Origin of the sequence: Achromobacter sp. UBA4530, assembly GCF_002388205.1 — a bacterium.
In the GTDB taxonomy this organism is placed as follows: Bacteria; Pseudomonadota; Gammaproteobacteria; order Burkholderiales; family Burkholderiaceae_B; genus Achromobacter; species Achromobacter animicus.
The window spans coordinates 92,463-114,365 of record NZ_DGMA01000031.1; the positions used below are offsets into that span (position 1 = coordinate 92,463).

General features: G+C 66.3%; 24 protein-coding genes and 1 tRNA gene. 12 read left to right on the top strand and 13 right to left on the bottom strand.

Annotated features, from left to right (window positions below; genetic code table 11):
• Positions 1-18: 18 nt before the first annotated feature.
• From B2W22_RS21590 to B2W22_RS21605, 4 genes are all read left to right on the top strand, one after another.
• A complete protein-coding gene (locus B2W22_RS21590) occupies positions 19-696 on the top strand; it encodes an RraA family protein (RefSeq protein WP_286939505.1) in 678 nt (225 codons plus the stop codon).
• The gene (locus B2W22_RS21595; RefSeq protein WP_286939507.1) at positions 693-1,658 is read left to right on the top strand and encodes a 2-hydroxyacid dehydrogenase; all 966 of its coding nucleotides are present in this window, start codon (positions 693-695) and stop codon (positions 1,656-1,658) included. Before B2W22_RS21590 ends, B2W22_RS21595 begins: the two co-directional genes overlap by 4 nt.
• Entirely contained in the window at positions 1,655-3,076 is a 1,422-nt protein-coding gene (locus B2W22_RS21600) for an FAD-binding oxidoreductase (protein WP_286939508.1), read from the top strand. The genes B2W22_RS21595 and B2W22_RS21600 overlap by 4 nt, the downstream gene beginning before the upstream one ends.
• A gap of 81 nt (positions 3,077-3,157) precedes the next feature.
• Positions 3,158-4,108: a tripartite tricarboxylate transporter substrate binding protein gene (locus B2W22_RS21605; RefSeq protein WP_271263629.1), complete on the top strand. Its 951-nt coding sequence runs from the start codon at positions 3,158-3,160 to the stop codon at positions 4,106-4,108.
• Positions 4,109-4,117: 9 nt separating this feature from the next.
• Here B2W22_RS21605 and B2W22_RS21610 read toward each other — a convergent pair whose 3' ends face one another.
• The 4 genes from B2W22_RS21610 to B2W22_RS21625 form a co-directional block, all read right to left on the bottom strand.
• The gene (locus B2W22_RS21610) at positions 4,118-4,741 is read right to left on the bottom strand and encodes a glutathione S-transferase family protein (RefSeq protein WP_271263628.1); all 624 of its coding nucleotides are present in this window, start codon (positions 4,739-4,741) and stop codon (positions 4,118-4,120) included.
• A gap of 18 nt (positions 4,742-4,759) precedes the next feature.
• On the bottom strand, positions 4,760-5,338 hold the full coding sequence (gene ampD / locus B2W22_RS21615) for a 1,6-anhydro-N-acetylmuramyl-L-alanine amidase AmpD (protein WP_128829325.1): 579 nt from the start codon (positions 5,336-5,338) through the stop codon (positions 4,760-4,762).
• A 93-nt stretch (positions 5,339-5,431) separates the two neighbouring features.
• Positions 5,432-5,686 (bottom strand): PP0621 family protein, encoded by a 255-nt coding sequence (locus B2W22_RS21620; RefSeq protein WP_128829324.1) that lies wholly within the window; start codon positions 5,684-5,686, stop codon positions 5,432-5,434.
• A gap of 1 nt (position 5,687) precedes the next feature.
• Positions 5,688-6,530: a cytochrome C assembly family protein gene (locus tag B2W22_RS21625; protein ID WP_062839871.1), complete on the bottom strand. Its 843-nt coding sequence runs from the start codon at positions 6,528-6,530 to the stop codon at positions 5,688-5,690.
• A gap of 107 nt (positions 6,531-6,637) precedes the next feature.
• Between B2W22_RS21625 and ffh the strand changes: the two genes are divergently transcribed.
• Positions 6,638-8,044: a signal recognition particle protein gene (gene ffh, locus B2W22_RS21630; RefSeq protein WP_286939510.1), complete on the top strand. Its 1,407-nt coding sequence runs from the start codon at positions 6,638-6,640 to the stop codon at positions 8,042-8,044.
• A 268-nt stretch (positions 8,045-8,312) separates the two neighbouring features.
• Here ffh and lysM read toward each other — a convergent pair whose 3' ends face one another.
• From lysM to trmB, 4 genes are all read right to left on the bottom strand, one after another.
• A complete protein-coding gene (lysM, locus tag B2W22_RS21635; protein WP_056559419.1) occupies positions 8,313-8,759 on the bottom strand; it encodes a peptidoglycan-binding protein LysM in 447 nt (148 codons plus the stop codon).
• 303 nt (positions 8,760-9,062) lie between these two features.
• Positions 9,063-9,263: a sulfur carrier protein ThiS gene (gene thiS, locus B2W22_RS21640; RefSeq protein WP_056559414.1), complete on the bottom strand. Its 201-nt coding sequence runs from the start codon at positions 9,261-9,263 to the stop codon at positions 9,063-9,065.
• 11 nt (positions 9,264-9,274) lie between these two features.
• Positions 9,275-10,216: a prolyl aminopeptidase gene (gene pip / locus B2W22_RS21645; protein WP_218342798.1), complete on the bottom strand. Its 942-nt coding sequence runs from the start codon at positions 10,214-10,216 to the stop codon at positions 9,275-9,277.
• Complete coding sequence (gene trmB, locus B2W22_RS21650) at positions 10,216-11,040, bottom strand: tRNA (guanosine(46)-N7)-methyltransferase TrmB (RefSeq protein ID WP_056559408.1); 825 nt, start codon at positions 11,038-11,040, stop codon at positions 10,216-10,218. Before trmB ends, pip begins: the two co-directional genes overlap by 1 nt.
• 127 nt (positions 11,041-11,167) lie before the next feature.
• On the opposite strand from trmB, the gene B2W22_RS21655 reads away from it, so the two are divergent.
• The 5 genes from B2W22_RS21655 to B2W22_RS21675 all read left to right on the top strand — a co-directional run bounded on the left by B2W22_RS21655 (position 11,168) and on the right by B2W22_RS21675 (position 15,578).
• A complete protein-coding gene (locus tag B2W22_RS21655) occupies positions 11,168-12,064 on the top strand; it encodes a LysR substrate-binding domain-containing protein (RefSeq protein ID WP_175122360.1) in 897 nt (298 codons plus the stop codon).
• A gap of 121 nt (positions 12,065-12,185) precedes the next feature.
• Entirely contained in the window at positions 12,186-13,379 is a 1,194-nt protein-coding gene (locus B2W22_RS21660; RefSeq protein WP_279975861.1) for a CaiB/BaiF CoA transferase family protein, read from the top strand.
• The gene (locus tag B2W22_RS21665) at positions 13,376-14,329 is read left to right on the top strand and encodes a hydroxymethylglutaryl-CoA lyase (protein WP_286939512.1); all 954 of its coding nucleotides are present in this window, start codon (positions 13,376-13,378) and stop codon (positions 14,327-14,329) included. The genes B2W22_RS21660 and B2W22_RS21665 overlap by 4 nt, the downstream gene beginning before the upstream one ends.
• Positions 14,330-14,404: 75 nt before the next feature.
• Complete coding sequence (locus B2W22_RS21670) at positions 14,405-15,391, top strand: Bug family tripartite tricarboxylate transporter substrate binding protein (RefSeq protein WP_175184770.1); 987 nt, start codon at positions 14,405-14,407, stop codon at positions 15,389-15,391.
• 113 nt (positions 15,392-15,504) lie between these two features.
• Positions 15,505-15,578: transfer RNA gene (locus B2W22_RS21675), tRNA-Gly, on the top strand.
• A gap of 140 nt (positions 15,579-15,718) precedes the next feature.
• Here B2W22_RS21675 and B2W22_RS21680 read toward each other — a convergent pair.
• Complete coding sequence (locus B2W22_RS21680; protein ID WP_175122364.1) at positions 15,719-16,105, bottom strand: VOC family protein; 387 nt, start codon at positions 16,103-16,105, stop codon at positions 15,719-15,721.
• 271 nt (positions 16,106-16,376) lie between these two features.
• On the opposite strand from B2W22_RS21680, the gene B2W22_RS21685 reads away from it, so the two are divergent.
• Positions 16,377-17,282, top strand: a complete 906-nt coding sequence (locus tag B2W22_RS21685; protein WP_175137907.1) for a LysR family transcriptional regulator — start codon at positions 16,377-16,379, stop codon at positions 17,280-17,282.
• Between the two features lie 103 nt (positions 17,283-17,385).
• Here B2W22_RS21685 and B2W22_RS21690 read toward each other — a convergent pair whose 3' ends face one another.
• The 4 genes from B2W22_RS21690 to B2W22_RS21705 form a co-directional block, all read right to left on the bottom strand.
• Positions 17,386-17,988: a hypothetical protein gene (locus tag B2W22_RS21690; protein ID WP_175137906.1), complete on the bottom strand. Its 603-nt coding sequence runs from the start codon at positions 17,986-17,988 to the stop codon at positions 17,386-17,388.
• Positions 17,989-18,085: 97 nt separating this feature from the next.
• Positions 18,086-18,271: a hypothetical protein gene (locus B2W22_RS21695; protein WP_286939514.1), complete on the bottom strand. Its 186-nt coding sequence runs from the start codon at positions 18,269-18,271 to the stop codon at positions 18,086-18,088.
• 49 nt (positions 18,272-18,320) lie between these two features.
• Positions 18,321-20,165, bottom strand: coding sequence for an ABC transporter ATP-binding protein (locus B2W22_RS21700; RefSeq protein ID WP_286939515.1), 1,845 nt, complete (start codon positions 20,163-20,165; stop codon positions 18,321-18,323).
• 336 nt (positions 20,166-20,501) lie between these two features.
• Positions 20,502-20,819 (bottom strand): helix-turn-helix domain-containing protein, encoded by a 318-nt coding sequence (locus B2W22_RS21705; RefSeq protein WP_286939516.1) that lies wholly within the window; start codon positions 20,817-20,819, stop codon positions 20,502-20,504.
• Between the two features lie 10 nt (positions 20,820-20,829).
• On the opposite strand from B2W22_RS21705, the gene B2W22_RS21710 reads away from it, so the two are divergent.
• Positions 20,830-21,750 (top strand): MFS transporter, encoded by a 921-nt coding sequence (locus B2W22_RS21710; RefSeq protein ID WP_286939518.1) that lies wholly within the window; start codon positions 20,830-20,832, stop codon positions 21,748-21,750.
• Positions 21,751-21,903 lie beyond the last annotated feature (153 nt).

The window sequence follows — 21,903 nt, forward strand, 5'->3', positions numbered from 1 at the left end:
GACGGGAGAACCTACTGAATGAGCGACAACGATCAAGAACTGCTGGCGCGCTGCGCCGCCATCGGCACCAGCACCTGGGCCGATGCGATGGATACGCTGGGCATTGCCGGCGTGGTGCAAGGCATTGAGCGCCGGGGCGGGCAAGGCCGTATCGCTGGCTTTGCCGTCACCGCGCGCCACGTCTGGGGCGGCCTGGGAGACTTCGACCGCGCCGATTTCGCGGTGGGGCGCCTGGTGGCCGCCACAGGTCCCGGGCGCGTGCTGATGGTGGACGCCGGCGGGACCTGCATTTCCACCTTTGGCGGCATTGCCTCGTTGGCCGCCTCGCGGCGCCAGGCAACCGCTGTCGTCATCGATGGCGCCTGCCGCGACGTCGATGAAATCCGTGCGACGGGACTGTGGCTGGCGAGCCGCCATGTCACTCCGTTGACCGGCAAGACACGCCTGCGCCTGCAGGCCATGGGCGAAACCGTCACCATCGGCGGCGTGCAGGTCGCCGAGGGCGATCTTGTCGTTGGCGACGACACCGGGCTCATCGCCGTGCCGCGCGCGCGGTTGCAGGATGTGCTGGCGGCGGCAAAGCACGCGCTGGAGGTGGATGAGCGGGTGGAGCGCGGCATTCGGGACGGCCTGTCTTTCGCTGAGGCCGCAGCCGCGGCCAACTACATTCCCGCCAGCGCGGGAGGCCGTGCGTGACTGCCCGCTACGAGGTGGTGCAGGTCGCATCGCTGGGCGCCGCGTTCGATGCGCGCCTGGCCGCCCATTACCGCGTCCTGCAGGCCTGGCGGGAACCGCGTGGCCTGGCAGCGTTTGGCGAAGAATTGGCGGGGCCGCGGGTCGCGGTGACGTCTGTCCGGCATGGGTTCACGCAGCCGATGTTCGACGCGTTGCCGAATTTGCAGGCCGTGTGCAGCTGGGGGGTGGGTTACGACACCCTGGACTTGCGCGCCGCCGCCAACCGTCGCATCGGGATCAGCGTCACTCCCGACGTGCTGGACGACTGCGTCGCCGATCTGGCGTGGGCGCTGATGCTTTCGGCGGCCCGGCGTACCGCCGTGGGCGACCGCTACGTGAAGACGGGCCAGTGGCGCGCCATTGGGCAATTTCCGGTTGCGACCCGGGTATCGGGCAAGCGGCTTGGCATCCTGGGACTTGGCCGCATCGGTGAAGCGATCGCCCGCCGGGGCGCGGGCTTCGACATGCAGGTGCGCTATCACAATCGAAGCCCCAGGCCGCAGTCGCCATACCCCTATGAAGCATCACTGGTGGACCTGGCCGCGTGGGCCGACTTTCTGGTGGTGGCTTGCGTGGGCGGGGCCGCCACGCGGCATCTGGTCGATGCGCCCGTCATTCGCGCGCTGGGCCCGCGGGGGATTCTGGTCAACATCGCGCGCGGCAGCGTCGTGGACCAGGCGGCGGCGCTGGCTGCGTTGCGCTCGGGCGAGCTGGGCGGTGCCGGCCTGGATGTGCTTGAGCAGGAGCCCACCGATGCCGCCGATTTTGCCGATCTGGACCAGGTTTCCCTGATGCCGCATGCGGGCAGCGCCACGCACGAGACGCGGGCCGCGATGGCAGATCTGGTTTTCGATAATGTTGCAGCGTTCCTGCGCAGCGGCGCGCTGCTCACGCCGATCGCCGACCGGGAGATGCAGGCATGACCCCGGCTGCGCTGCGGGCGGCGTTGACTGCCTGCCTGGGCGAGGCGAACGTGCTGACGGGCGCGGATGCCCAGCCCTATTTAACCGATTGGCGCCAGGCCGTGACGGGCCGGGCCATGGCGGTGTTGCGGCCGGGCGATACCGGCGAAGTCGCGCAAGTCGTGCGTCTGTGCGCGGCAGCCGGGGTCCCGATCGTCCCGCAAGGCGGCAACACCGGACAGGTGGCGGCCGCCACGCCGGACGTCAGCGGTTCTGCCGTGGTGCTGTCGCTGGCGCGCATGAACCGGGTGCGCGCCCTGGATCTGGACAACGACACCATCACGGTTGAAGCGGGTTGTGTGCTGCAGTCGGTGCAGGCGTCTGCGCGCCAGGCGGGCCGGCTCTTTCCGCTATCGCTGGGGGCGCAAGGAAGCTGCACCATTGGCGGCAATCTGGCCACCAACGCTGGCGGAACGCAGGTGCTGCGTTACGGGAACGCGCGCGAGCTTGCGCTGGGACTGGAGGTCGTCACCCCGCAGGGCGAAATCTGGCATGGCCTGCGCGGCCTGCGCAAGGACAACACGGGCTACGACTTGCGTGATCTGTACATCGGCAGCGAGGGCACGTTGGGCATCATCACCGCGGCGGTGCTCAAGGTGTTTCCGTTGCCGGTCGCGCAGCGAACCGCGCTGATCGCGGTCGCCAGCCTTGAGCAGGCCCTGCAACTGCTGCAACGCGCACGCGCGGGCTTCGGCGCCGGACTGACCGCATTTGAAGTGATGTCGGCGGCGTGCCTGCGTGACGTGGTCCAGGCTTTCCCGCAGCAGCGCCTGCCATTCGCCGATCTGCCCGCGGACGCATGGTGCGCGCTGCTGGAGCTATCGGACAGCGAGGACGAAACGCACGCGCAGACGCGGCTGGAAGCCGTGCTGGCGGCCGCGCTGGAGGCCGGCGAGGCGCTGGATGCGGCAGTGTCGGTGTCCGGCTCGCAAAGCGCCGCATTCTGGCACCTGCGCGAGAGCATCACCCTGGCACTGGCCAAGGCCCGCGCGTGCGTCAAACATGACATCTCGCTGCCCGCCTCACGCATCCCTGCCTTTGTGCGGGCCACCGACCACGCCTTGGCCACGGCGTTTCCCGGCGTGCGCATGCGCGTGTTCGGCCATCTGGGCGACGGCAATCTGCATTACAACCTGCTGCCGCCGCAGGGCGTGCCGGAACCGGCGATCCAGCGGCTCGTCCACGACCGCGTGCACGAGGCCGGCGGGTCTATCAGCGCCGAGCAGGGGATCGGCCAACGCCGGGTGCTCGACCTGGAGCGATACAAGAGTCCGGTGGAACTGGACCTGATGCAACGCATCAAGCAAGCCCTGGACCCGCAAGGGCTGATGAATCCCGGCAAGGTGCTGTCCGCCTCGGCAGATCGCGCCTTGGCGTAGCGCGCCACGATGGCGCGCGCCATTTCAATGACGGCCTTCCGGCCCAATGACATAACGACTGGAGACAAGAAAATGTTGCTGATGAGCAAGACCCTCGTGCGCGCCGCGCTGTCCGTTGCCGGCCTTTGCGCCGCTTTGCCGGCTTGGGCCTGGCCTGACCGGCCGATCGAACTGGTGGTCGGGTTTGCGCCCGGCGGCGGCACCGACCTGACGGCCCGGGCATTGGCCGTCTTCCTGGAAAAGGAACTGGGCACGACCGTCGTTGTTCAGAACAAGCCGGGCGCGTCCAGCGCGATCGCCCTGTCCTACGTGGCGCGCGCCAAGCCGGACGGCTACACGCTGGCGATGACGAACATGCCGGGGCTGGTGTCGCTGCCGATCGAGCGTCAGGCGGGCTTTACCGGCGATGACTTCACGTACCTGGCCAACCTGGTCCGCGACCCCAGCGCGTTCAGCGTGGCCAGCGACAGTCCGTACAAGACCTTGCAGGCGTTGATCGCCGCCGCCAAGGAACGGCCGGATGCGGTGAGTTATGGATCGACGGGCGTGGGCACCGACGATCATCTGGCGCTGGTGTTGTTCCAGGTGCAGACGGGCACCAAGCTCAATCACGTTCCGTATAACGGCGCGGGCCCATTGCGCAGTTCGGTGCTGGGGGGGCATACCGTCATTGGCGGCCTGAATCTGGGCGAGGTCATGCCCTACAACGGCAAGAATATGCGGGTGTTGGCGCAGGCGAGCGAAAAGCGGTCGCCGCTGGGCCCTGATGTGCCAACGTTCAAGGAATTGGGCGTGAACCTGGTGTTTGCCTCGGAACGCGGCATCGTCGGGCCCAAGGGCCTGCCGGCCGACGTGTCGGAAAAACTGCGGCAGGCGCTGGGCAAGGTGGCGGCCAATCCGGCGTTCCAGACCCAGATGAAGCAGCAGTTCACGGAAATGGACTACGTGGACGGGCCGCAGTGGCAGGAGCGCCTGAAGGGCGACGATGCGCGCCTGCGGCAGATCTGGGCCCAGACGCCCTGGGTGGAGTAGCCTGCGCGATTACGCCAGCGGCAAGGTCAGCACGCCTTGCGGGGCCGGGCGCATCATGACTCGCCGATACCACGCCGATAGCGCAGGGGTATCGGGCCGTTCAATCGGCATGGCGAGCCATCGATGCGCGGCCGCGACCAGCGCGATGTCGCCCATCGTGAGATGACGGCCCACGATGAACTCGCGGCCTTGCAGGGCCTGGTCCAGGATCAGGGCGCGCGCGTTCGAGCGCTGGACGGATTTCTCGATGGCGGCCTTGTCGCGCTTGTCTTCGGGCGTGCGGATCAGGCCCAGAAATGCCGGCACCATGGCCGGCTGCCATTCGGTCGCCTGCCAGTCCATCCAGCGGTCCGCATCGGCGCGCAGGCAGACATCCTCGGGCCACAGCGTGCCCACGCCGTAGCGTGCCGCCAGGTAGCGCACGATGGCATTGGACTCCCAAAGGATGAAGCCGCCGTCGTCGATGACCGGCACCAGGCGATTGGGATTGAGCTTTGCCGCGTACTCGTCGGTGTCGACCACGCCGTGGGGGCCGCCTGCCTGGACAAAGGTGTGCGGCAGCGCCAGCTCGCGTACGGCCAGCATTACTTTTTGAACGTTGACGGATGTCAGGCGTCCCCAGATCTTCAACATAGCCAATCCTTTCAAGGGTCAGGGCGGCGGCAGGTGCCGCCGCGCAAAGCCGCTGTCGCGCCCGAAGCGCGTCCAGTCGAATGCCGGCCCGGGGTCGGTCTTGCGCCCCGGGGCGATATGTTCGTGTCCCTGGGCGGCCACCAGGGGATAGCGCGCGCGCAGCGTGTGGGTCAGCTTGCGCAGCGACGCGTATTGCTCGTCAGTGTAGGGCAGCGTGTCCGTGCCTTCCAGTTCAATGCCGAGGGAAAAATCGTTGCAGCGCTCGCGTCCTGCAAAGCGCGACACGCCGGCGTGCCAGGCGCGCCGGTCCGTGGAGACGAATTGCATGATGCCGCCGTCGCGGCGAATGAAAAAGTGCGCGGACACGCGCAGCCCGCGCAGGCGTTCCAGCCAGGGATGCGAGCCGTAGTCGAGCGTGTTCAGGAACAGGCCCGCGACTTCGGGGCCGCCGAACTTGCCCGGCGGCAGGCTGATGTTGTGCAGGACCAGCAGCGAGACCTGCGCGCCCGCGGGGCGCGTGTCGCAGTTGGGCGAGCGCAAGAGGGAAACGCCCGGAGCCGGCGCCAGCCAGCCATGTCGATCCAGGAGCAAAGGCATAGGGAGGGAGCGAGTGAGGATTCCGGCACCCATTATGCCGTGGGCCCGCCGATTGCCCTATCCGGCCACTTGGCCCGCCCAGAGGACTGGGGATCAGCGCTTGGCCGGGCCTAGGCGCGCGTGGTCGGCGCTGCACCAGGTCTGGCCGTTCTGCAGCAAGGCCTCGGAGCGGGGCAGATGGATGCCGCAATGGGCACAGCGCACCATGGATTCCAGGGTCGGCGGGGCCGCGTCGGCCTGCGCCTTTTTCTTCGGGCCGGCCTGCCGCTGGGCGGCCATGCGGCCGGCGACGCGGGCAACAAACAGGACCAGGATGATCAGAACGATCCAGAAAAGCAACTTGCCCACGTCAGCCTCGATGCAGAATCATTTCCAGCACGAACCGGCTGCCGGTGTAGGCCAGAATCAAAAAACCGAAACCCGTCAGGGTCCAGCGCAGGGCGACGCGGCCGCGCCAGCCCCAGATGTGCCGCCCGGCCAGCAGCACCCCGAAGGTCAGCCAGGACAGCAGCGTGAAAACGGTCTTGTGGTCGAACGGGAGGATCTTGCCGGTCAGCTTCATGGAGGCGATCGAGCCTGACCCCACCGCCAGCGTCAGTACGACGAACCCGATCCAGATGATGCGGAAAAGCAGTTGCTCCTGCACCAGCAGCGGCGGCTGTGAATCGAGCACGCGCCCGATGATGCTGCGCTCGGCCGGCGCGTCCAGGGGACGGTGCAGGTGGCGGTCCAGGAGCGCCATCATCATTGCGTGCAGGGCCGCGATGGTGATGAGCCCGTAGGCCGCCAGGGCGATCAGGAGGTGCACGCGCAGCCAGGCGTCGTTGGCATGCGGCACGAATTGCCCTTGCGGGAAGATGGCGGCAAGCCCGCTGGCGATGGCGGCCGCGGGCAGCAGCAGCAACTGCAGGCCGTCGATGCGCACGAGCAGGCTTTCCACCCAGAACACCACCATGCCCAGCCAGACGGCGGCGGACAGGGCAAGCGCCCATCCAATGAACAGATGCTGGGCGCCCAGCATCGATTGTTGCAGCCCGATTCCATGGAGAACCAGGGCGCCCAGCAGGCACAGACGGGCAATTTTGCCGGTCTGTTCCACTTCCTTGGCGCCGGCCAGGCGGATCCAGAGCGACCCCCCGAGCACTGCGTACGCCAAGGCAGCCGCTGTGTGAAATACAATGCCTAGTGACATAGAAACCGTTGTCTGGATGGGGCCTTTGGGATGCACGTCACCCTAAAGCGCAGAATCCGCGCCTGCGGCCACCGTTCAATCGACTAGTTTAAGCGGAAACGCCTCTCATGCTCGATAACCTAACTCAACGCCTGTCGCGTGTCGTCAAGACGCTGCGCGGGGAAGCCCGCCTTACCGAGGCCAACACGCAGGAGATGCTGCGCGAAGTGCGCATGGCGCTGCTGGAAGCCGACGTCGCGCTGCCGGTCGTTCGCGACTTTGTCGCGCGGGTGAAGGAAAAGGCGCTGGGCGAAGAAGTCGCCGGCAGCCTCAGCCCGGGCCAAGCGCTGGTCGGCGTCGTCCACAAGGAACTGACCGCCCTCATGGGCGGCGACCTGGGCGCCGACGCCAACGAACTGTCGCTGGCCGTCCAGCCGCCCGCCGTGATCCTGATGGCGGGCCTGCAGGGCGCCGGCAAGACCACCACCACCGGCAAGCTGGCGCGCTGGCTCAGCGAAGGGCAGCACACGCAGCACGGCCGCAAGACCGGCAAGAAGAAGGTACTGGTGGTGTCCGCCGACGTGTACCGTCCGGCCGCTATCGACCAGTTGAAGAGCGTGGCCGCGCAGGTCGGTGTGGATTTCCTGCCGTCCGATCCCAGCCAGAAGCCCGAAGACATCGCGCGCGGCGCGGTTGATCACGCCCGCCGCCATCATTACGACGTGCTGATCCTGGACACGGCCGGCCGCCTGGGCATCGACGAGGCCATGATGCGCGAGATCCGCGCGCTGCATGACCTGGTCAAGCCGGTGGAAACGCTGTTCGTGGTGGACGCGATGCAGGGCCAGGATGCGGTCAACACCGCGCGCGCCTTTGCCGACGCGCTGCCCCTGACCGGCGTCGTCCTGACCAAGCTGGACGGCGACGCCCGCGGCGGCGCGGCCCTGTCGGTGCGGCACGTCACCGGCAAGCCGCTCAAGTTTGTCGGCGTGTCGGAAAAGCTGGATGGCCTCGAGCCGTTCTACCCCGACCGCATGGCGCAGCGCGTGCTGGGCATGGGCGACATCGTCTCGCTCGTGGAGCAGGCGCAGAAGAACATCGACATCGCCGAAGCGCAGAAGCTTGCGTCCAAGATCAAGTCGGGCAACAAGTTCGACCTGAACGACTTCCGCGACCAGCTCGGCCAGGTCAAGAAGCTGGGCGACATGGGCTCGCTGCTTGAAAAGCTGCCGGCTCAGTTCCAGCAGGCCGCCGGTCAGTTGCAGGGCGGCCAGGCGGAAAAGCAGCTTCGCCGCACTGAAGGCATCCTGAATTCCATGACGGCCGCCGAACGCGCCAAGCCCGAACTGATCAAGGCCTCGCGCAAGCGCCGCATCGCCGCCGGCTCCGGCGTGCCGGTTCAAGAGGTCAACCGGCTGCTGGCTCAGTTCGAGCAGATGCAGGGCATGATGAAGCAGATGAAAAAGGGCGGCATGGCCAAGATGATGCGCGCCATGGGCGGCATGAAGGGGCTGGGCCGCTTCGGGATGAAGTAAGAGGCCTCACGCCGCTCTCGCTTCGCTCGCTTGCAGCCCCCGAAAGGGCTGCCCCGCTCTGCTACGAGGCCAGGTGTCAGACACCCGTGGGGCAGGCTTTTGGCGCGTGCGGGTGTCGCTGGGGTGTCAGACACCTTCAGACCGTCAGCCAAAAAAATGGCCAGACATTGCGTCTGGCCAAGCAATCGCGGCAGGCAGGGGGCGCCGCACCGCGACACAAGCCGGAGAACGCATGGGTGTCCTCCGGATTGTTTGAATTCAGTGCCGCTTACGACAGCGGCGGAATGCGCAGCACCTGGCCCGGGTAGATCTTGTCGGGGCTGGTGAGCATGGGCTTGTTGGCTTCGAAGATCAGGGTGTTCTTGGCGCCCTGGCCCTTGCCGTATTGCGCTTCGGCGATCTTCCACAGGTTGTCGCCCTTTTGCACGGTGTACATCTTGGCTTCCGGCGTGGCCTGCTTGACCTGCAGCTGGTTGTCCACCGCGGCCACGCCAACCGTGTTGCCCAGCGCCAGTGAAATCTTCTCGGCGTCTTCCGTGCTCAACGCCTGACCCGCGACCGTGACCTTGTCGCCGTCCACCGTGATTTGCAGGCCATCCGCGTTCAGGCCGTGCTTATCCAGCTCTTTCTTCAATTCCTCTGCCGTCGCGGCCTTGGCCTCGCTGGCGCCGAAGAGTTTTTCTCCAACGTCCTTGATGAAATTGAGCAGACCCATAGCGTTTCCTTTATCGATATTGCGGTGAGAAAACCTGTGCTCTCGAAGGCGCCTGTCCGGTTGAAGGCGGCGCGATAGAAACGATTATGACTCGCACATTTGCCCTACGACGAGGGGTTGTGGTGTAACAGGTTGCTAGCCTCTTGCCAGACTACGCAACAATGCTGGCACCTTCGCAGGACGTTTGTATCCGGGGGCGTAAGCCCCCTCGTGCGTGGGGCGGCATGCAAAAAGGCCGCTGGGTTTCAGCGGCCTTAAAGGGGGTGTCGCGATGCGGCGCCGGAGCGCTGCGGTGACCGTAGTTCAGCCGCCGCCCACCGCGACCACGATCTCGATCTGGTCGCCGTCCGACAGCGCCGTCTGCGCGTGCTGGCTCTTGGGCACGATTTCGCCGTTGCGTTCGACGGCCACGCGCTTGCCCGCATAGCCCAGCGTTTCGAGCAATTCGTTGACCGTGGTGTCCAGCGGGAACTCGCGGGCGTCTCCGTTCAGGGTGATGTGCATGTCAGGGCTCCTCACTGTTTGGCGTAGGCGTCGGTGGCGGCGATCAGGCGCGCCAGCGTGCCGGGTTCGTCGAAGGCGTGGCCGGCATCGGGCACCAGGTGAAACTGCGCTTCCGGCCATGCGCGGTGCAGGTCCCACGCGGTGCGCGCGGGCGTGCAGACGTCGTAGCGGCCCTGCACGATGGTGCCGGGGATGCCGCGCAGCTTCTGCGCGTCGCGGATCAACTGGCCTTCTTCCATGAAGCCGGCGTTGAAGAAATAGTGGTTCTCGATGCGCGCAAAGGCCAGCGCGGCGCGGTCCGCGGCGTGGCTTTGCTGATGGCGCGGGCTGGGCAGCAGCGTGATGGTGCTGTCTTCCCATTTGCTCCAGGCCTTGGCGGCGCGCAGTTGCTCGGCGGGGTCGTTGCCCGTCAGGCGCTTGTGGTACGCGGTGACCAGGTCGCCGCGTTCGGCCTCGGGGATCGGCGCCAGGTATTCTTCCCAGCGGTCCGGAAACAGCCACGATGCGCCTTCCTGGTAGAACCATTGGATCTCGGCGCGGCGCAGGCCGAAGATGCCGCGCAGCACCAGTTCGCTGGTGTGTGCCGGGTGCGTCTCGGAATAGGCCAGCGCCAGCGTCGACCCCCAGGATCCGCCAAACACCAGCCACTTCTCGGCGCCCATGACTTCGGTGCGCAGTCGCTCGATGTCGGCGACCAGATGCCACGTGGTGTTGTTGTCCAGGCTGGCGTGCGGATGCGATCGACCGCAGCCGCGCTGATCAAACAGCAGCACGTTGTAGCGTTGCGGATCGAACAACTGCCGATGCACGGGCGAGCAGCCGCTGCCGGGCCCGCCATGCAGGAAGACGGCGGGCTTGCCGTTGGGGTTGCCGCACATTTCCCAATAGATCTGGTGACCGTCTCCGGTATCCAGCATGCCTTGACGGTAGGGTTCGATCGGCGGATAGAGCATCAGGCGACTCGCTTGAAGATCAGGTCCCAGACGCCGTGGCCCAGGCGCAGGCCGCGTGTCTCGAATTTGGTGAGGGGGCGGTAATCGGGGCGCGGCGCGTAGCCGTCGACGGTGTTCTTGAGGAGCGGCTCGCCGCTCAGCACTTCGAGCATCTGCACCGCGTAGTCTTCCCAATCGGTGGCGCAGTGGATGTAGCCGCCGGGCGCAATGCGGCTGGCCAGCAGCGAGATGAAGGCCGGCTGGATCAGGCGGCGCTTGTGATGGCGCTTCTTGGGCCACGGGTCCGGAAAGTAGATGTGCACGCCGGCCAGGGAATCGGGGGCGATCATGTCGCGCACCACTTCGACGGCATCGTGCTGGATGATGCGCAGATTCTGAATGCTGGAGTCTTCGATGCGGCGCAGCAGCGATCCGACGCCGGCGTTGAACACTTCCACGCCCAGGAAGTTGTCGCCAGGCCGGGCCAGCGCGATCTTCTCGGTGGTTTCGCCCATGCCGAAGCCGATCTCCAGCACCGTCGGGGCCTGCCGTCCGAAGGCGGCGGCCGGATCCAGGCGGCGGGGGGCATAGGGGAGGGACCATTGGCCCATCAGGCGTTCCAGCGCAGCGAGCTGGCCCTGGGTGATGTGGCCGCGGCGATGGACGAAGCTGCGGATGTGCGCGGCGCCGGGACTGTTGGGCGCATACGCGGCGCTGGTCAGCGCGGCCTGGGTTTCCGGGGAAACGGGGGCGGGCGCGGCGTCGGCGGCGGGCGTGGCGGGCGCGTCTGCGGGGAGGTCCGCAGGGGTGTTCGTGGAGCTGTTGGTGGGGTTGTTCGTATTCATAGGCGGGATTGTAGTGGCAGGTCTGCCCGCGCGGAGCCGGTCATAGGGACGAAAACAGGGACACATTTATGCCGGACGGCTGCGGCTATAGTTTCAGCCCGGTTTCCCTGCGCCGCAGTCCTTTGTCATGAACTTTGCCCGGATCGACCTCGTCACGCTTGCCCTGTTTGTTTCTGTTGCGCGCCAGGGAAGCATCTCGGCCGGCGCGCGCCAGTCGCATCTGGCAGTAGGCGCGGCCAGCAAGCGGATTTCCGACCTGGAAGCCGCGCTGGGGTCGCCCCTGCTGTTTCGCAATGCCGCCGGCGTGGAGTTGACCGACGCCGGACAGGCGTGCCTGGTGCACGCGCTGCGGGTGCTGCAGGAAGTCGAGCAGATGGCCGGCGCGCTGTCCGACTTTGCGCAGGGCGTGCGAGGCCAGGTGCGCATTGCCGCCAACACCTCGTCGCTGACACAGTTCCTGCCCGAGGACCTGGCCGCCTTCATGGACGAGCATCCTGCCGTGCGCATCGACCTGGAAGAGCAGAACAGCAGCGACATCGTCACCGCCGTGCTGGAGAACCGCGCGGACATCGGCGTCTTTGCCGACCGCACGCTGGCAGACGGTCTTGCCACCTTCCCGTATCGCCTGGACGAGTTGGTGCTGATCGTGCCGCAGCGCCATCCGTTGGCCGCGGAGCCGCAGGTCGCCTTCGCGGACACGCTGGCCTACGACTACGTCGGCCTGCCGCCCGCGACGTCGCTGGCGACCCGGCTGTCGGAAGAAAGCGGCCGGATGGGCCGGGCGATGCGGCTGCGCATCCAGGTGCGCAGTTTTGACGCCATTTGCCGCATGGTCGCGGCCACGCGTGGCGTGGGCATCCTGCCGCGCATCGCCGCCGAGCCGCACGCGCGGTCCATGCCGATCCGGCTGATTCCGCTGACCGACGAGTGGGCGCGCCGCTGGCTGCTTCTGGGCGTGCGCGACGCCGACACCCTGACCGTGGCCGCGCGGCTGCTGCTGGCCCACCTGCGCGGCGAGGGCTGAGGGTTAGCCCGGGGTTTCTCGTTCCGGGAATGCCCCTTTCCCCGATTGTCCATTCCGCATCGCGCCGCTTTGCGCGCACACTGCCTTCCATCACTACCGTAAGACGCGCCTGGGAGGCGATATGGCAGGGCAGATTCTTGCCGGCATTCGTGTGCTGGAACTGGGACAACTCATCGCGGGGCCTTTCGCGGCCAAGACGCTGGCGGATTTTGGCGCGCAGGTCATCAAGATCGAACCGCCGGGCCAGGGCGATCCGCTGCGCAAGTGGCGTCTGCTGCACGAGGGCACCTCGGTGTGGTGGGAGGCGCAGTCGCGCAACAAGCAGTCGGTCTGCGTCGACCTGCGGCAGCAGGAAGGCCAGGACATCGTGCGCATGCTGGCGCGCGAGGCCGATGTACTGATTGAAAACTTCCGCCCCGGCACGCTGGAAAAATGGGGCTTGTCGTGGGAAGCCCTGCACGAACTGAATCCCCGCCTGATCATGTTGCGCATCTCGGGCTACGGCCAGACCGGTCCCAAGGCGCGCGAACCGGGCTTCGCCGCGATCGGCGAAGCCATGGCGGGCCTGCGCTACCTGAACGGTGAGCCGGGCCGGGCGCCGGTGCGCGCCGGCCTGTCGCTGGGCGACACCATCGCCGGCCTGCATGGCGCGCTGGGCGTGATGCTGGCGCTGTATCAACGCGATGCGCGCGGTGGCGTGGGGCAGGTGATCGACACCGCGCTGTACGAAAGCCTGTTCAACCTGAGCGAGAGCCTGCTGCCCGAGTATTCGGTGTTCGGCGCGGTGCGTGAGCCCGCCGGCGCGTCGCTGCCCGGCATCGCGCCGTCCAACGCCTACCCGTGCCAGGACGGCTACGTGCTCATCGCGGGCAACGGCGACGCCATCTACACCAGGCTGATGGCCCGCATCGGCCGCGACGACCTGGGACAGGACCCGGCGCTGGCGCACAACGACGGCCGCGCGCGCCGTGTGGAAGAGATCGACGCCGCCATCGGCGCGTGGACGCAGGAACGGCAGATCGATGACGTGCTGGCCGCGATGCTGGAAGCCGGCGTGCCCGCTGGCCGCATCTATTCCGTTGCCGACATTGCCAAGGATCCGCACTACCGCGCCCGCAACGCCATCACCTCGATGGAATCCGCGGCGGGCGTGCAGGTGGAAATGCCCGCCGTCTTCCCGTACCTGTCGTCCAACCCAGGGGCGGTGCGCGAACGCGCGCCGACGCTGGGCGAACACACCGACACGGTGCTGGCGTCGGCGGGCCTGACCGAAGAACAGCGTGCCGCGTTGCGCGCCAAGGGAGTGATTGCATGAACCACGGACCCGCCCGCATCGAGATCAACGAGGTCGGGCCGCGCGACGGCCTGCAGATCGAGAAGACCCTGGTGTCCACGGACGACAAGGTCGCCTTCGTGGACGCGCTGTCCGACTGCGGCTTTGCCCGCATCGAGGTCACCAGCTTCACGTCCCCCAAAGCCATTCCCGCGCTGGCCGACGCCGTCGACGTCATGCGCCGCATCCGCCGCCGTCCCGGCGTGATCTATACCGCGCTGGTCCCGAACGTGCGCGGGCTGGAACGCGCGCTGGAGGCCGGCACCGACGAGATGAACCTCGTCATGTCGTGCAGCGAGACGCACAACCGCGCCAACCTGCGCATGACGCGCGACCAGTCGTTTGCCGAGCTGTCGCACGTTCTGGCTGCCGCCGCAAAGGCCGGCGCGCCGTGCAACGTGTCGTTGTCGACCGCGTTCGGCTGTCCGTTCGACGGCGACGTGCCCGCGGACACGGTGCTGGATCTGGCGGCGCGTCTGGTCGATGCGGGCACTGCCGGCATCACGCTGTGCGACACGACGGGCATGGCGTTTCCGACCCAAGTGGCCGCGTTGTGCGAACAGGCGGCTGCGCGCCTGCCATCCACCGCGCTGACCGTACACCTGCACAACACGCGCGGCATGGCGTTGGCCAACGCCATCGCGGCCTGGCAGACCGGCATCACCCGCTTTGACGCCGCAGCGGGCGGCCTGGGCGGATGTCCTTACGCGCCGGGCGCCAGCGGCAACGTCAACACCGAAGAGCTGGTCCACATGTTTGCTTGCATGGACGTGGAGACCGGCGTGTCGCTGGAGCCGCTGCTGGCCATCGTGCGAAGCCTGCCCGGTTTGGTCCAGCGCGATCTGTCCAACGCATTGCTGCAGGCGGGGCCGAGGCTGGCCTTGCATGCGCCGCCCGCGTGGCTGGCCGAACGGTTTCCGGCCGACGCCTGATTGATCTGTCTTTTCCAAGCTGTACCTGCCGTACCCGAACCACCCACAGATAAAACAATACCCAGGAGACAACGCATGGCCTCTTTCCGCCTGCCCACCGCACTGCGCGTCAGCGCCGCCTTCGCCCTGATCACCGCCGCCGGCGCCGCCAGCGCGCAGGCCGATTTCCCCAACCGTCCCGTCACGCTGATCGTGTCTGCCGCGCCCGGCGGCACCACCGACATCGCCGCCCGCCTGATTGCGCAGCCCTTGGGCGCGGCGCTGGGCCAGAGCGTCGTCGTCGAGAACAAGCCCGGCGCCTCTGGCGGCATCGCTGCGCAGGCCGTGGCGCGCGCCAAGCCGGACGGCTACACGCTGCTGCTGCAGTACTCGGGCTTTCAGGTCATCACGCCGCACGTGACGCCCGCCGCCGGCTGGGACCCCATCAAGGACTTTGCCCCGGTCGCCAACGTGCTGTCCGCGCCGCAAGTCGTGGTCGTGCGTCCCGATCTGCCCATCAAGTCCCTGAAGGAACTGGTCGCGTACGCCAAGGCCAACCCGGGCAAGCTGAACTACGCGTCCTCGGGCAACGGTTCGCTGCAGCAGGTCGCCACGGAACTGCTCAACCAGATGGCCGGCACGCAGATCACGCACATCCCGTACAAGGGCACCGGCCCCGCGCTGAATGACTTGCTGGGCGGCGCTGTCGACATGACGATCACCACGCCGCCGCCGCTGCTGGGCCAGATCGCCGCAGGCAAGCTGCGCGCGCTGGCGGTCACGGGCAATGCCCGCTTGCCGTCGCTGCCCGACGTGCCCACGGCCGCCGAAGCCGGCTACCCCGACCTGATCGTGTCGTCGTGGTTTGCCATGTACGCACCCAAGGACACGCCCGCGCCGGTCGTCGACAAGATCGCGGGCGAGATCCAGAAAATCATGAAGACCGACGAGTTCCGCAAGAAGGCGGCCGAGCAGGGCGCCGAGGCGATCTTCATGGGCCCGAAGGAACTGGGCGCCTACACGCAGACCGAACTGGACCGCTGGGGCAAGGTGGTCAAGGCCGCGAACATCACGGCGAATTGATGGCGGCGGGTTTTTTGGTAGGAGGGGGCGGGCTTTTTCGACCCGCCCCGACTGAAAAAACCCGCGCTATAATCGCGGCTCTGCCCGGCCCACGGCTGCGGCACGACACCCGAGCGGGTGTAGTTCAATGGTAGAACGGCAGCTTCCCAAGCTTCATACGAGGGTTCGATTCCCTTCACCCGCTCCATCAATCCCGGCAAGTTCCCTTCATGCGACGCTGATCACTTGATTCTGCGGCGTCGGCATTCATTCCCTGCATCGATCAACGCATTGCCCGAGGAGGTCCGCGTCGACCTGCGCTGGGGCGTTCCTGAGCGCGCCTTCCGGTCAAGCGAGCCGGTGACAAACGGCCTCGATGTTGTAGCCGTCGGGGTCCAGGATGAAGGCGCCGTAATAGTGGGGGTGGTAATGCGTGCGCAAGCCTGGCGGGCCGTTGTCGCGGCCGCCGGCTGCCAAGGCGGCGCGATGAAACGCGTCGACCGCTTCGCGGCTGCGGGCGCGGAAGGCCACATGCACGCGCGGCGCGCAGGGCGTGCCCTCATGTATCCAGAATTCGCCACCGGGGTTGTTCTCGTTGTCCGGTTCTCCGACGCCGAAGCCCATGTCGGTCTCGAACGTCTTGCGTGCCACATAACCCAGCGCCGCCAACGCGCTCAGGTAAAACGCGCGGCTGCGCTCGAAGTTGCTCACATGGATCGTGATGTGGTCCAACATGCAACGCTCCTTCAGAAAGGTGGCCCATCGGGCCGGAACGATCAGCATAGGCCATCAGGGCGGACGACAGGGCGGTGATTCGCAAGGTGGCCTGATTGGAGGGAGCCGGCGCGGGAGGCGCTCTCACACCTGCGCCATCCCCCATCGACAAACAGCGCGTTGCCATTGACGAAGCTTGCCAATCGATCACCGAAATAATGGACGACTCCGGAAAGATTGGAACGACTATGCGTGTTTGTGGATAATCGCTTCATCTCAAGGAGTCTTCGGCATGGATCAATTGACCGCGATTCGCGGGTTTGCGCGCGTAGTGGAGGCGGGCAGTTTCACGCGGGCGGCGGATTCGCTGGATATGCCCAATGCCACGCTGAGCAAGATCGTGCAGGACCTGGAGGCGCACCTGGGCGTGCGCCTGCTTCAGCGAACGACGCGGCGCGTCACGGTCACGCCGGAAGGGCGCGAGTACTACGAGAAAGCGTTGCGCATCGTGCGCGACCTGGAAGACATCGACGGGTCGTTCAATGCCGTGCAAGGCAAGCCGAAAGGACACCTGCGCATCGACGTGGGCGGCTCCACCGCGAGCGACGTGCTGATCCCCGCGATCTCCGATTTTCTGACGCGCTATCCCGACATCCGGATCGACTTCGGGGTGTCAGACCGCCCCGTCAACCTGATCAGCGACAACGTCGACTGCGTGATCCGCGGCGGTCCGCTCGACGACTCTTCGCTGGTGGCGCGGCAGATCGGTACCGCCGATCTGATCACCTGCGCCACGCCGGGATACCTCAAGCAGTTCGGCACGCCTGCCTATCCGGATGAGTTGAAGAACGGCCACAAGCTGGTCAGCTACCTGTCGCCGCAGAACGGCCGCGCATTTCCGTTCCGCTTTGAGCGCGATGGGGAAAAGACGGAGATCAAGGTCGAGCATCGCGTCGGCGTCAATGAAAGCAACGCGCATCTGGCGGCGGCGCTGGCGGGCCTGGGGATCGTTCAGACGTTCACCTATGCGGCGGGCCCCGCGTTGCAAAGCGGCGCGCTCGTCGAGATTCTGAAACCGTGGCGGCCCCAGCCTTATCCGTTTCATGTGGTGTACCCGCACAACCGCCATGTGACGCATCGGCTGCGTGTGTTCATTGATTGGCTCGTGGCGAATCTGCCCGCGCAGCTCAAAGGATGAAGGGCAGGTGCTGGTCCACCCAAGCCCTCATCGAAGATGTCATGTTGGGAAAGGCGCACCCCGTCAACACGAAGTGCGCCCCGTTCAGAATTACTGATACGCGTTAGAAGCTGGGCTTTCTGGACTGGCTGCGCTGCACATACTCGATCCGCGCATTCATCCATGCCGGGTCGTGCATCTGGATGCTGACGCCGCTGTATTTCAATACCGCCTGCGTCAGGTCCGTCGAGCAGCCCATGCCAGGGTTCGTGCTGGGTTTGGTGCACCATTCCATGTTCAGGTCGTTGGGATAGTTCGACTGGCGGCCGTATTTTTCCAGCACAGCTTTGCCCATGGCTTCCTTGTTGGCCGGCGTCCACGGCAGTTCATAGCGGATCTGCGACACCGCCAGCGGCCGTTGCTTGTCGACAGGCACGCGCGGCTCGAAGTGGACGATGAAGCTGACGCCATCTTTGTCGTAGCTGAAGTTCATCGGCATCTTGGTGTTCGTGACGGGGTTGTTCGTCGCGTAGCCGATCCGGATGTCCTTCTTGCCAACATTGAAGTTCTTGGCGGTGGCGGCAAGGGCTTCGTCGAAGTCCATGCCCGTCTTGACGCCGGCGACATCAAATGTGCGGGCGTCGACCGAACGGGGAGACGCGGCATTCGCGGGAGCAACGACGACGGCGGTCAGCGCGGAAATGAGGAGTGCAGCTTTCAACTTCAAAATAAAGATCCTTTTCGAATAGCGCGGGGATTATCCGATCGGGTCTTTATTGTGTCCCTAATAAAGTGCAACCAAACTTGTCATCGAGGCGTTTTATTCAAAGGCTGAAGGCCAGCACAAAGCTCAGCAGGGCGACGGTCATCAGCCCGCCCGCGACGGCTGCGGAAGGACGGTGATCCGGGCCGGAGCCGTTGTCCTTGAACCGGAAAGGCCGTTTGACGCTGATGTACACGCTGGCCGCCAAGGCGGCCGCCGCAACTGCGCCGGTTGTGTAGGCAAGCATCTGAACTCCTGGACCCATGAAGCGGCCGGGCGCGCGCCCGGCCACCATCTCAAACCGGCTGGCTCGGCTCTTCGGCCAGGAAACCCCCGCTCTGATGCCGCCACAGGCGCGCGTACACGCCGTTCATTGCCAGCAGTTCCGCATGGCTGCCCTGTTCGATGATCTGGCCTTGATCCATCACGATGAGACGGTCCATCGCGGCGATGGTCGACAGGCGGTGCGCGATGGCAATGACGGTCTTGCCCTGCATGACTTCGTCAAGGCTCTCCTGAATGGCGGCCTCCACTTCCGAATCCAATGCGCTGGTGGCCTCGTCCAGCAGCAGGATGGGCGCGTTCTTGAGCATGACGCGGGCTATCGCGATGCGCTGGCGCTGGCCGCCCGACAGCTTGACGCCGCGTTCGCCGACGAGCGTGTCGTAGCCGGTGTTGCCGTGCGAGTCGCTGAGCTGCTGGATGAAGTCGTCGGCCTGTGCGCGGGCCGCGGCGGCGCGGATTTCTTCGCGGCTGGCGTCGGGGCGGCCATACGCGATGTTGTCGCAGATGGAGCGGTGCAGGAGCGATGTGTCCTGCGTGACCATCCCGATGGCGCTGCGCAGGCTGTCCTGCGTGACCTTCGAGATGTCCTGGCCGTCGATGCGGATGTGTCCCCGTTCGACGTCGTAGAAGCGCAGCAGCAGGTTGATGAGCGTGGATTTGCCGGCGCCGGATCGTCCGACCAGGCCGATCTTTTCGCCGGGGCGCACGGTGAGGGTCAGGCCGTCGAGGACCTGGCGCTCGTTGTTGTAGTTGAAATAGACGTCATCGAACTGGACTTCGCCTTGCGTGACTTGCAGGGTGGCGGCGTTGGGCGCGTCCTGCACCTTCGGGACGTGGGTCAGGGTGGCGATGCCGTCCTGCACGGTGCCGATGTTCTCGAACAGCGAGGTCATCTGCCACATGATCCAGTGCGACATGCCGTTCACGCGCAGCGCCATCGCGGTCACCGCCGCCACAGCGCCGGTGCCGACTTCGTTGCCGTGCCACAGCCACAGCGCGTAGCCGCCGGCCGCCAGGATCAGCGCCGACACCAGCGCCTGGTTCACGATTTCAAACTGGCTGACCAGACGCATCTGGCGGTAGCCGGTTTCCTTGAAGTCCTCCATGGCGGCGCGCGCAAAGCGGGCCTCGCGATTGGTGTGCGAGAAAAGCTTGACGGTGGTGATGTTGGTGTAGGCATCGGTGACGCGTCCGGTCATGGACGATCGGGCATGCGCCTGCTCTTTGCCGACCTTGCCCAGCCGCGGCACGAAATACATCATGGCCAGGCCGTAGAGCGCCATCCAGCCGATGAAGGGCAGCATCAGACGCCAGTCGAAGCCCCCGGCCAGCGCGACGATGGTGACGAAGTAGACAGCGATGCCGAGCAAGATTTCGCAGAAGGTCAGCAGCACTTCGCGCACGGCAAGCGCGGTCTGCATGACCTTGGTGGTGACGCGGCCGGCGAACTCATCAGAGAAAAACGACAGGCTTTGCCGCAGCATCATGCGGTGAAAGTCCCATCGCAGGCGCAGCGGCAGGTTGATGGCCAGGACCTGATGCTGGACCAGTGTACGTAGCGCGACGACGCCAACGCTGACGCACAGCACGATGGCAATGCCCCACAGGACCTGGCGTTCGTGTGCCGACGCGGCCTCGCCGGCTTTCCAGGCGGTGAGCATGTCGACAACCTGCCCCAGGAAGGCGAAGAGCCACGCTTCGTATATGGAGACCGCCGCGCTCAGGATCGCCAGCGCGGCGATGTAGCGGCGCGAACCGTGCGTGCAGAACCACAAGAAGGCGAAGAAACCCGTGGGCGGCGGGGGGACATTCTCGGAAGGGAACGGATTGAGCTGGCTTTCAAATCTGCGGAACAAGGCAGAGACTCCAAATTCACGAATTAATGCGAGGCGGTCGTGCGGCGGACCCGACAGGTGATACCTCAGCGATATTTCAGCGCGTCGACAAAGGCGGAGAAGGCGGGCGAGGCGGGGGCATGCAGGTGAATGCCCCGGGATGCCGGGTCGTTCTTCCGCGAACTTCCAGGCGTGGATGGATCCGGATGGCCGCTGCCGGATGCTGACGCGGGATGGCCCGGTCAGATCTTGCGGCGTGGAGGGTGTCGGATTCCGCGCGGCGTACGCAGGCGATCCTACCACCATCAGACGCCGGGCCGTCCGCGCTGGCAGGGATGACCACGCACACGGCAGTGATCAGGTCTTGAAATACCGCGCCGGCGTCGTGCCGAACACGGCCTTGAATGCAGCGACGAAGCTGGACGCGGATTCATACCCCACGTCGAGCGCCACGTTGGTGACACTTTCGCCGTAAGCAAGCTGCTCCAGCGCGGTGAGCAGCCGCTGGCGCTGGCGCCATCGGCCGAACGACAGGCCGGCCTCCGTCTGGAACAGGCGCTCGATGGTGCGGGGGCTGGATCCCACTTGGCGGGCAAGCGCGGCCAGCGGCTGGCGGTTGGCGGGGTCGGCGCGAAGCAGGTTCGCCAGGCGCAGCGCGCGGGCCGACGCGGCCACGCTGGGTTCTGTGCTGCTGTGCCTGGGCCTGGGCGCCGTGATCGGCATGCCAGGGGCGGGCGCGCTGGTGGGGCGCGTGGGTTGCAAGGCGCTGATCGTGACGGCTGGGCTCATGCTGGCCGCCGTGCTGCCCTTGATGGCGATCGCGTCGACCACGTTCACGTTGGGCTTGTGCCTGCTGATCTTCGGCGCGGCCACCGGCGCCATCGACGTGGCGGCCAACGTGCATGGCACCGAGGTCCAGCGGATTGCCCGGCAGCCGCTGATGTCGGGCTTTCATGGGCTGTACAGCATCGGGGGCCTTGTGGGCGCAGCGGCAATGACGGCAATTATTGCCGCCGGCGCCAGCGCGGCGGCCGCCACCATCGCAGCCGGCCTCGTCATCGCGCTCTGCGTGCTGCTGGCCGCACCCGGCTTCCTCACCTTGCCGCAGGCAAAAAAAAAGGCGCCGTTGCTGATCGTGCCGCGCGGCATCGTGGTGGGCATCGGCCTGCTGGCGATGGTGATCTTCCTGGCCGAGGGCGCCATGCTGGATTGGAGCGCGCTGCTGTTGTCGCGCGAGAAGGGCGTAGACCAGCGGTTTGCCGGCGCCGGGTACTCGGTCTTTGCGTGCGCCATGATGCTGATCCGCTTTGTGGGCGATCGATTCGTGGCGCGGGCGGGTGAGCGCGTCGTGCTGATCGCGGGGTTTCTGATTACGGCGGGCGGTCTGGCGCTGGCGGCGTGGAGCAGCAACCTGGCGGTCGTGTATCCCGCCATCGCCTTTGCGGGGCTTGCCGCCGGCAATGTGGTGCCGATCCTGTTTTCGCTGGCGGGACGCCAGACTGCGATGCCGCCGTCGCAGGCCATTGCGGCGGCCAGCATACTGGTCTATCTGGGCGTGCTGCTGGGGCCGGCTCGGCTACGCCGCGCATGCGGTGGGACTGGTTGACGCGTTCTTCTGGCTTGCTGGATTGGTGGCTGTGTCGGCGGTTGCGATTCGCTTGGTGGTGCGGCGCTGACCGCGCCGCGCATTGACGCGCCGCGGGTGATGCGCCGGGGGAGATGCACCTCCACGCGTCGCGGCTATGCGCTTCATGGCATA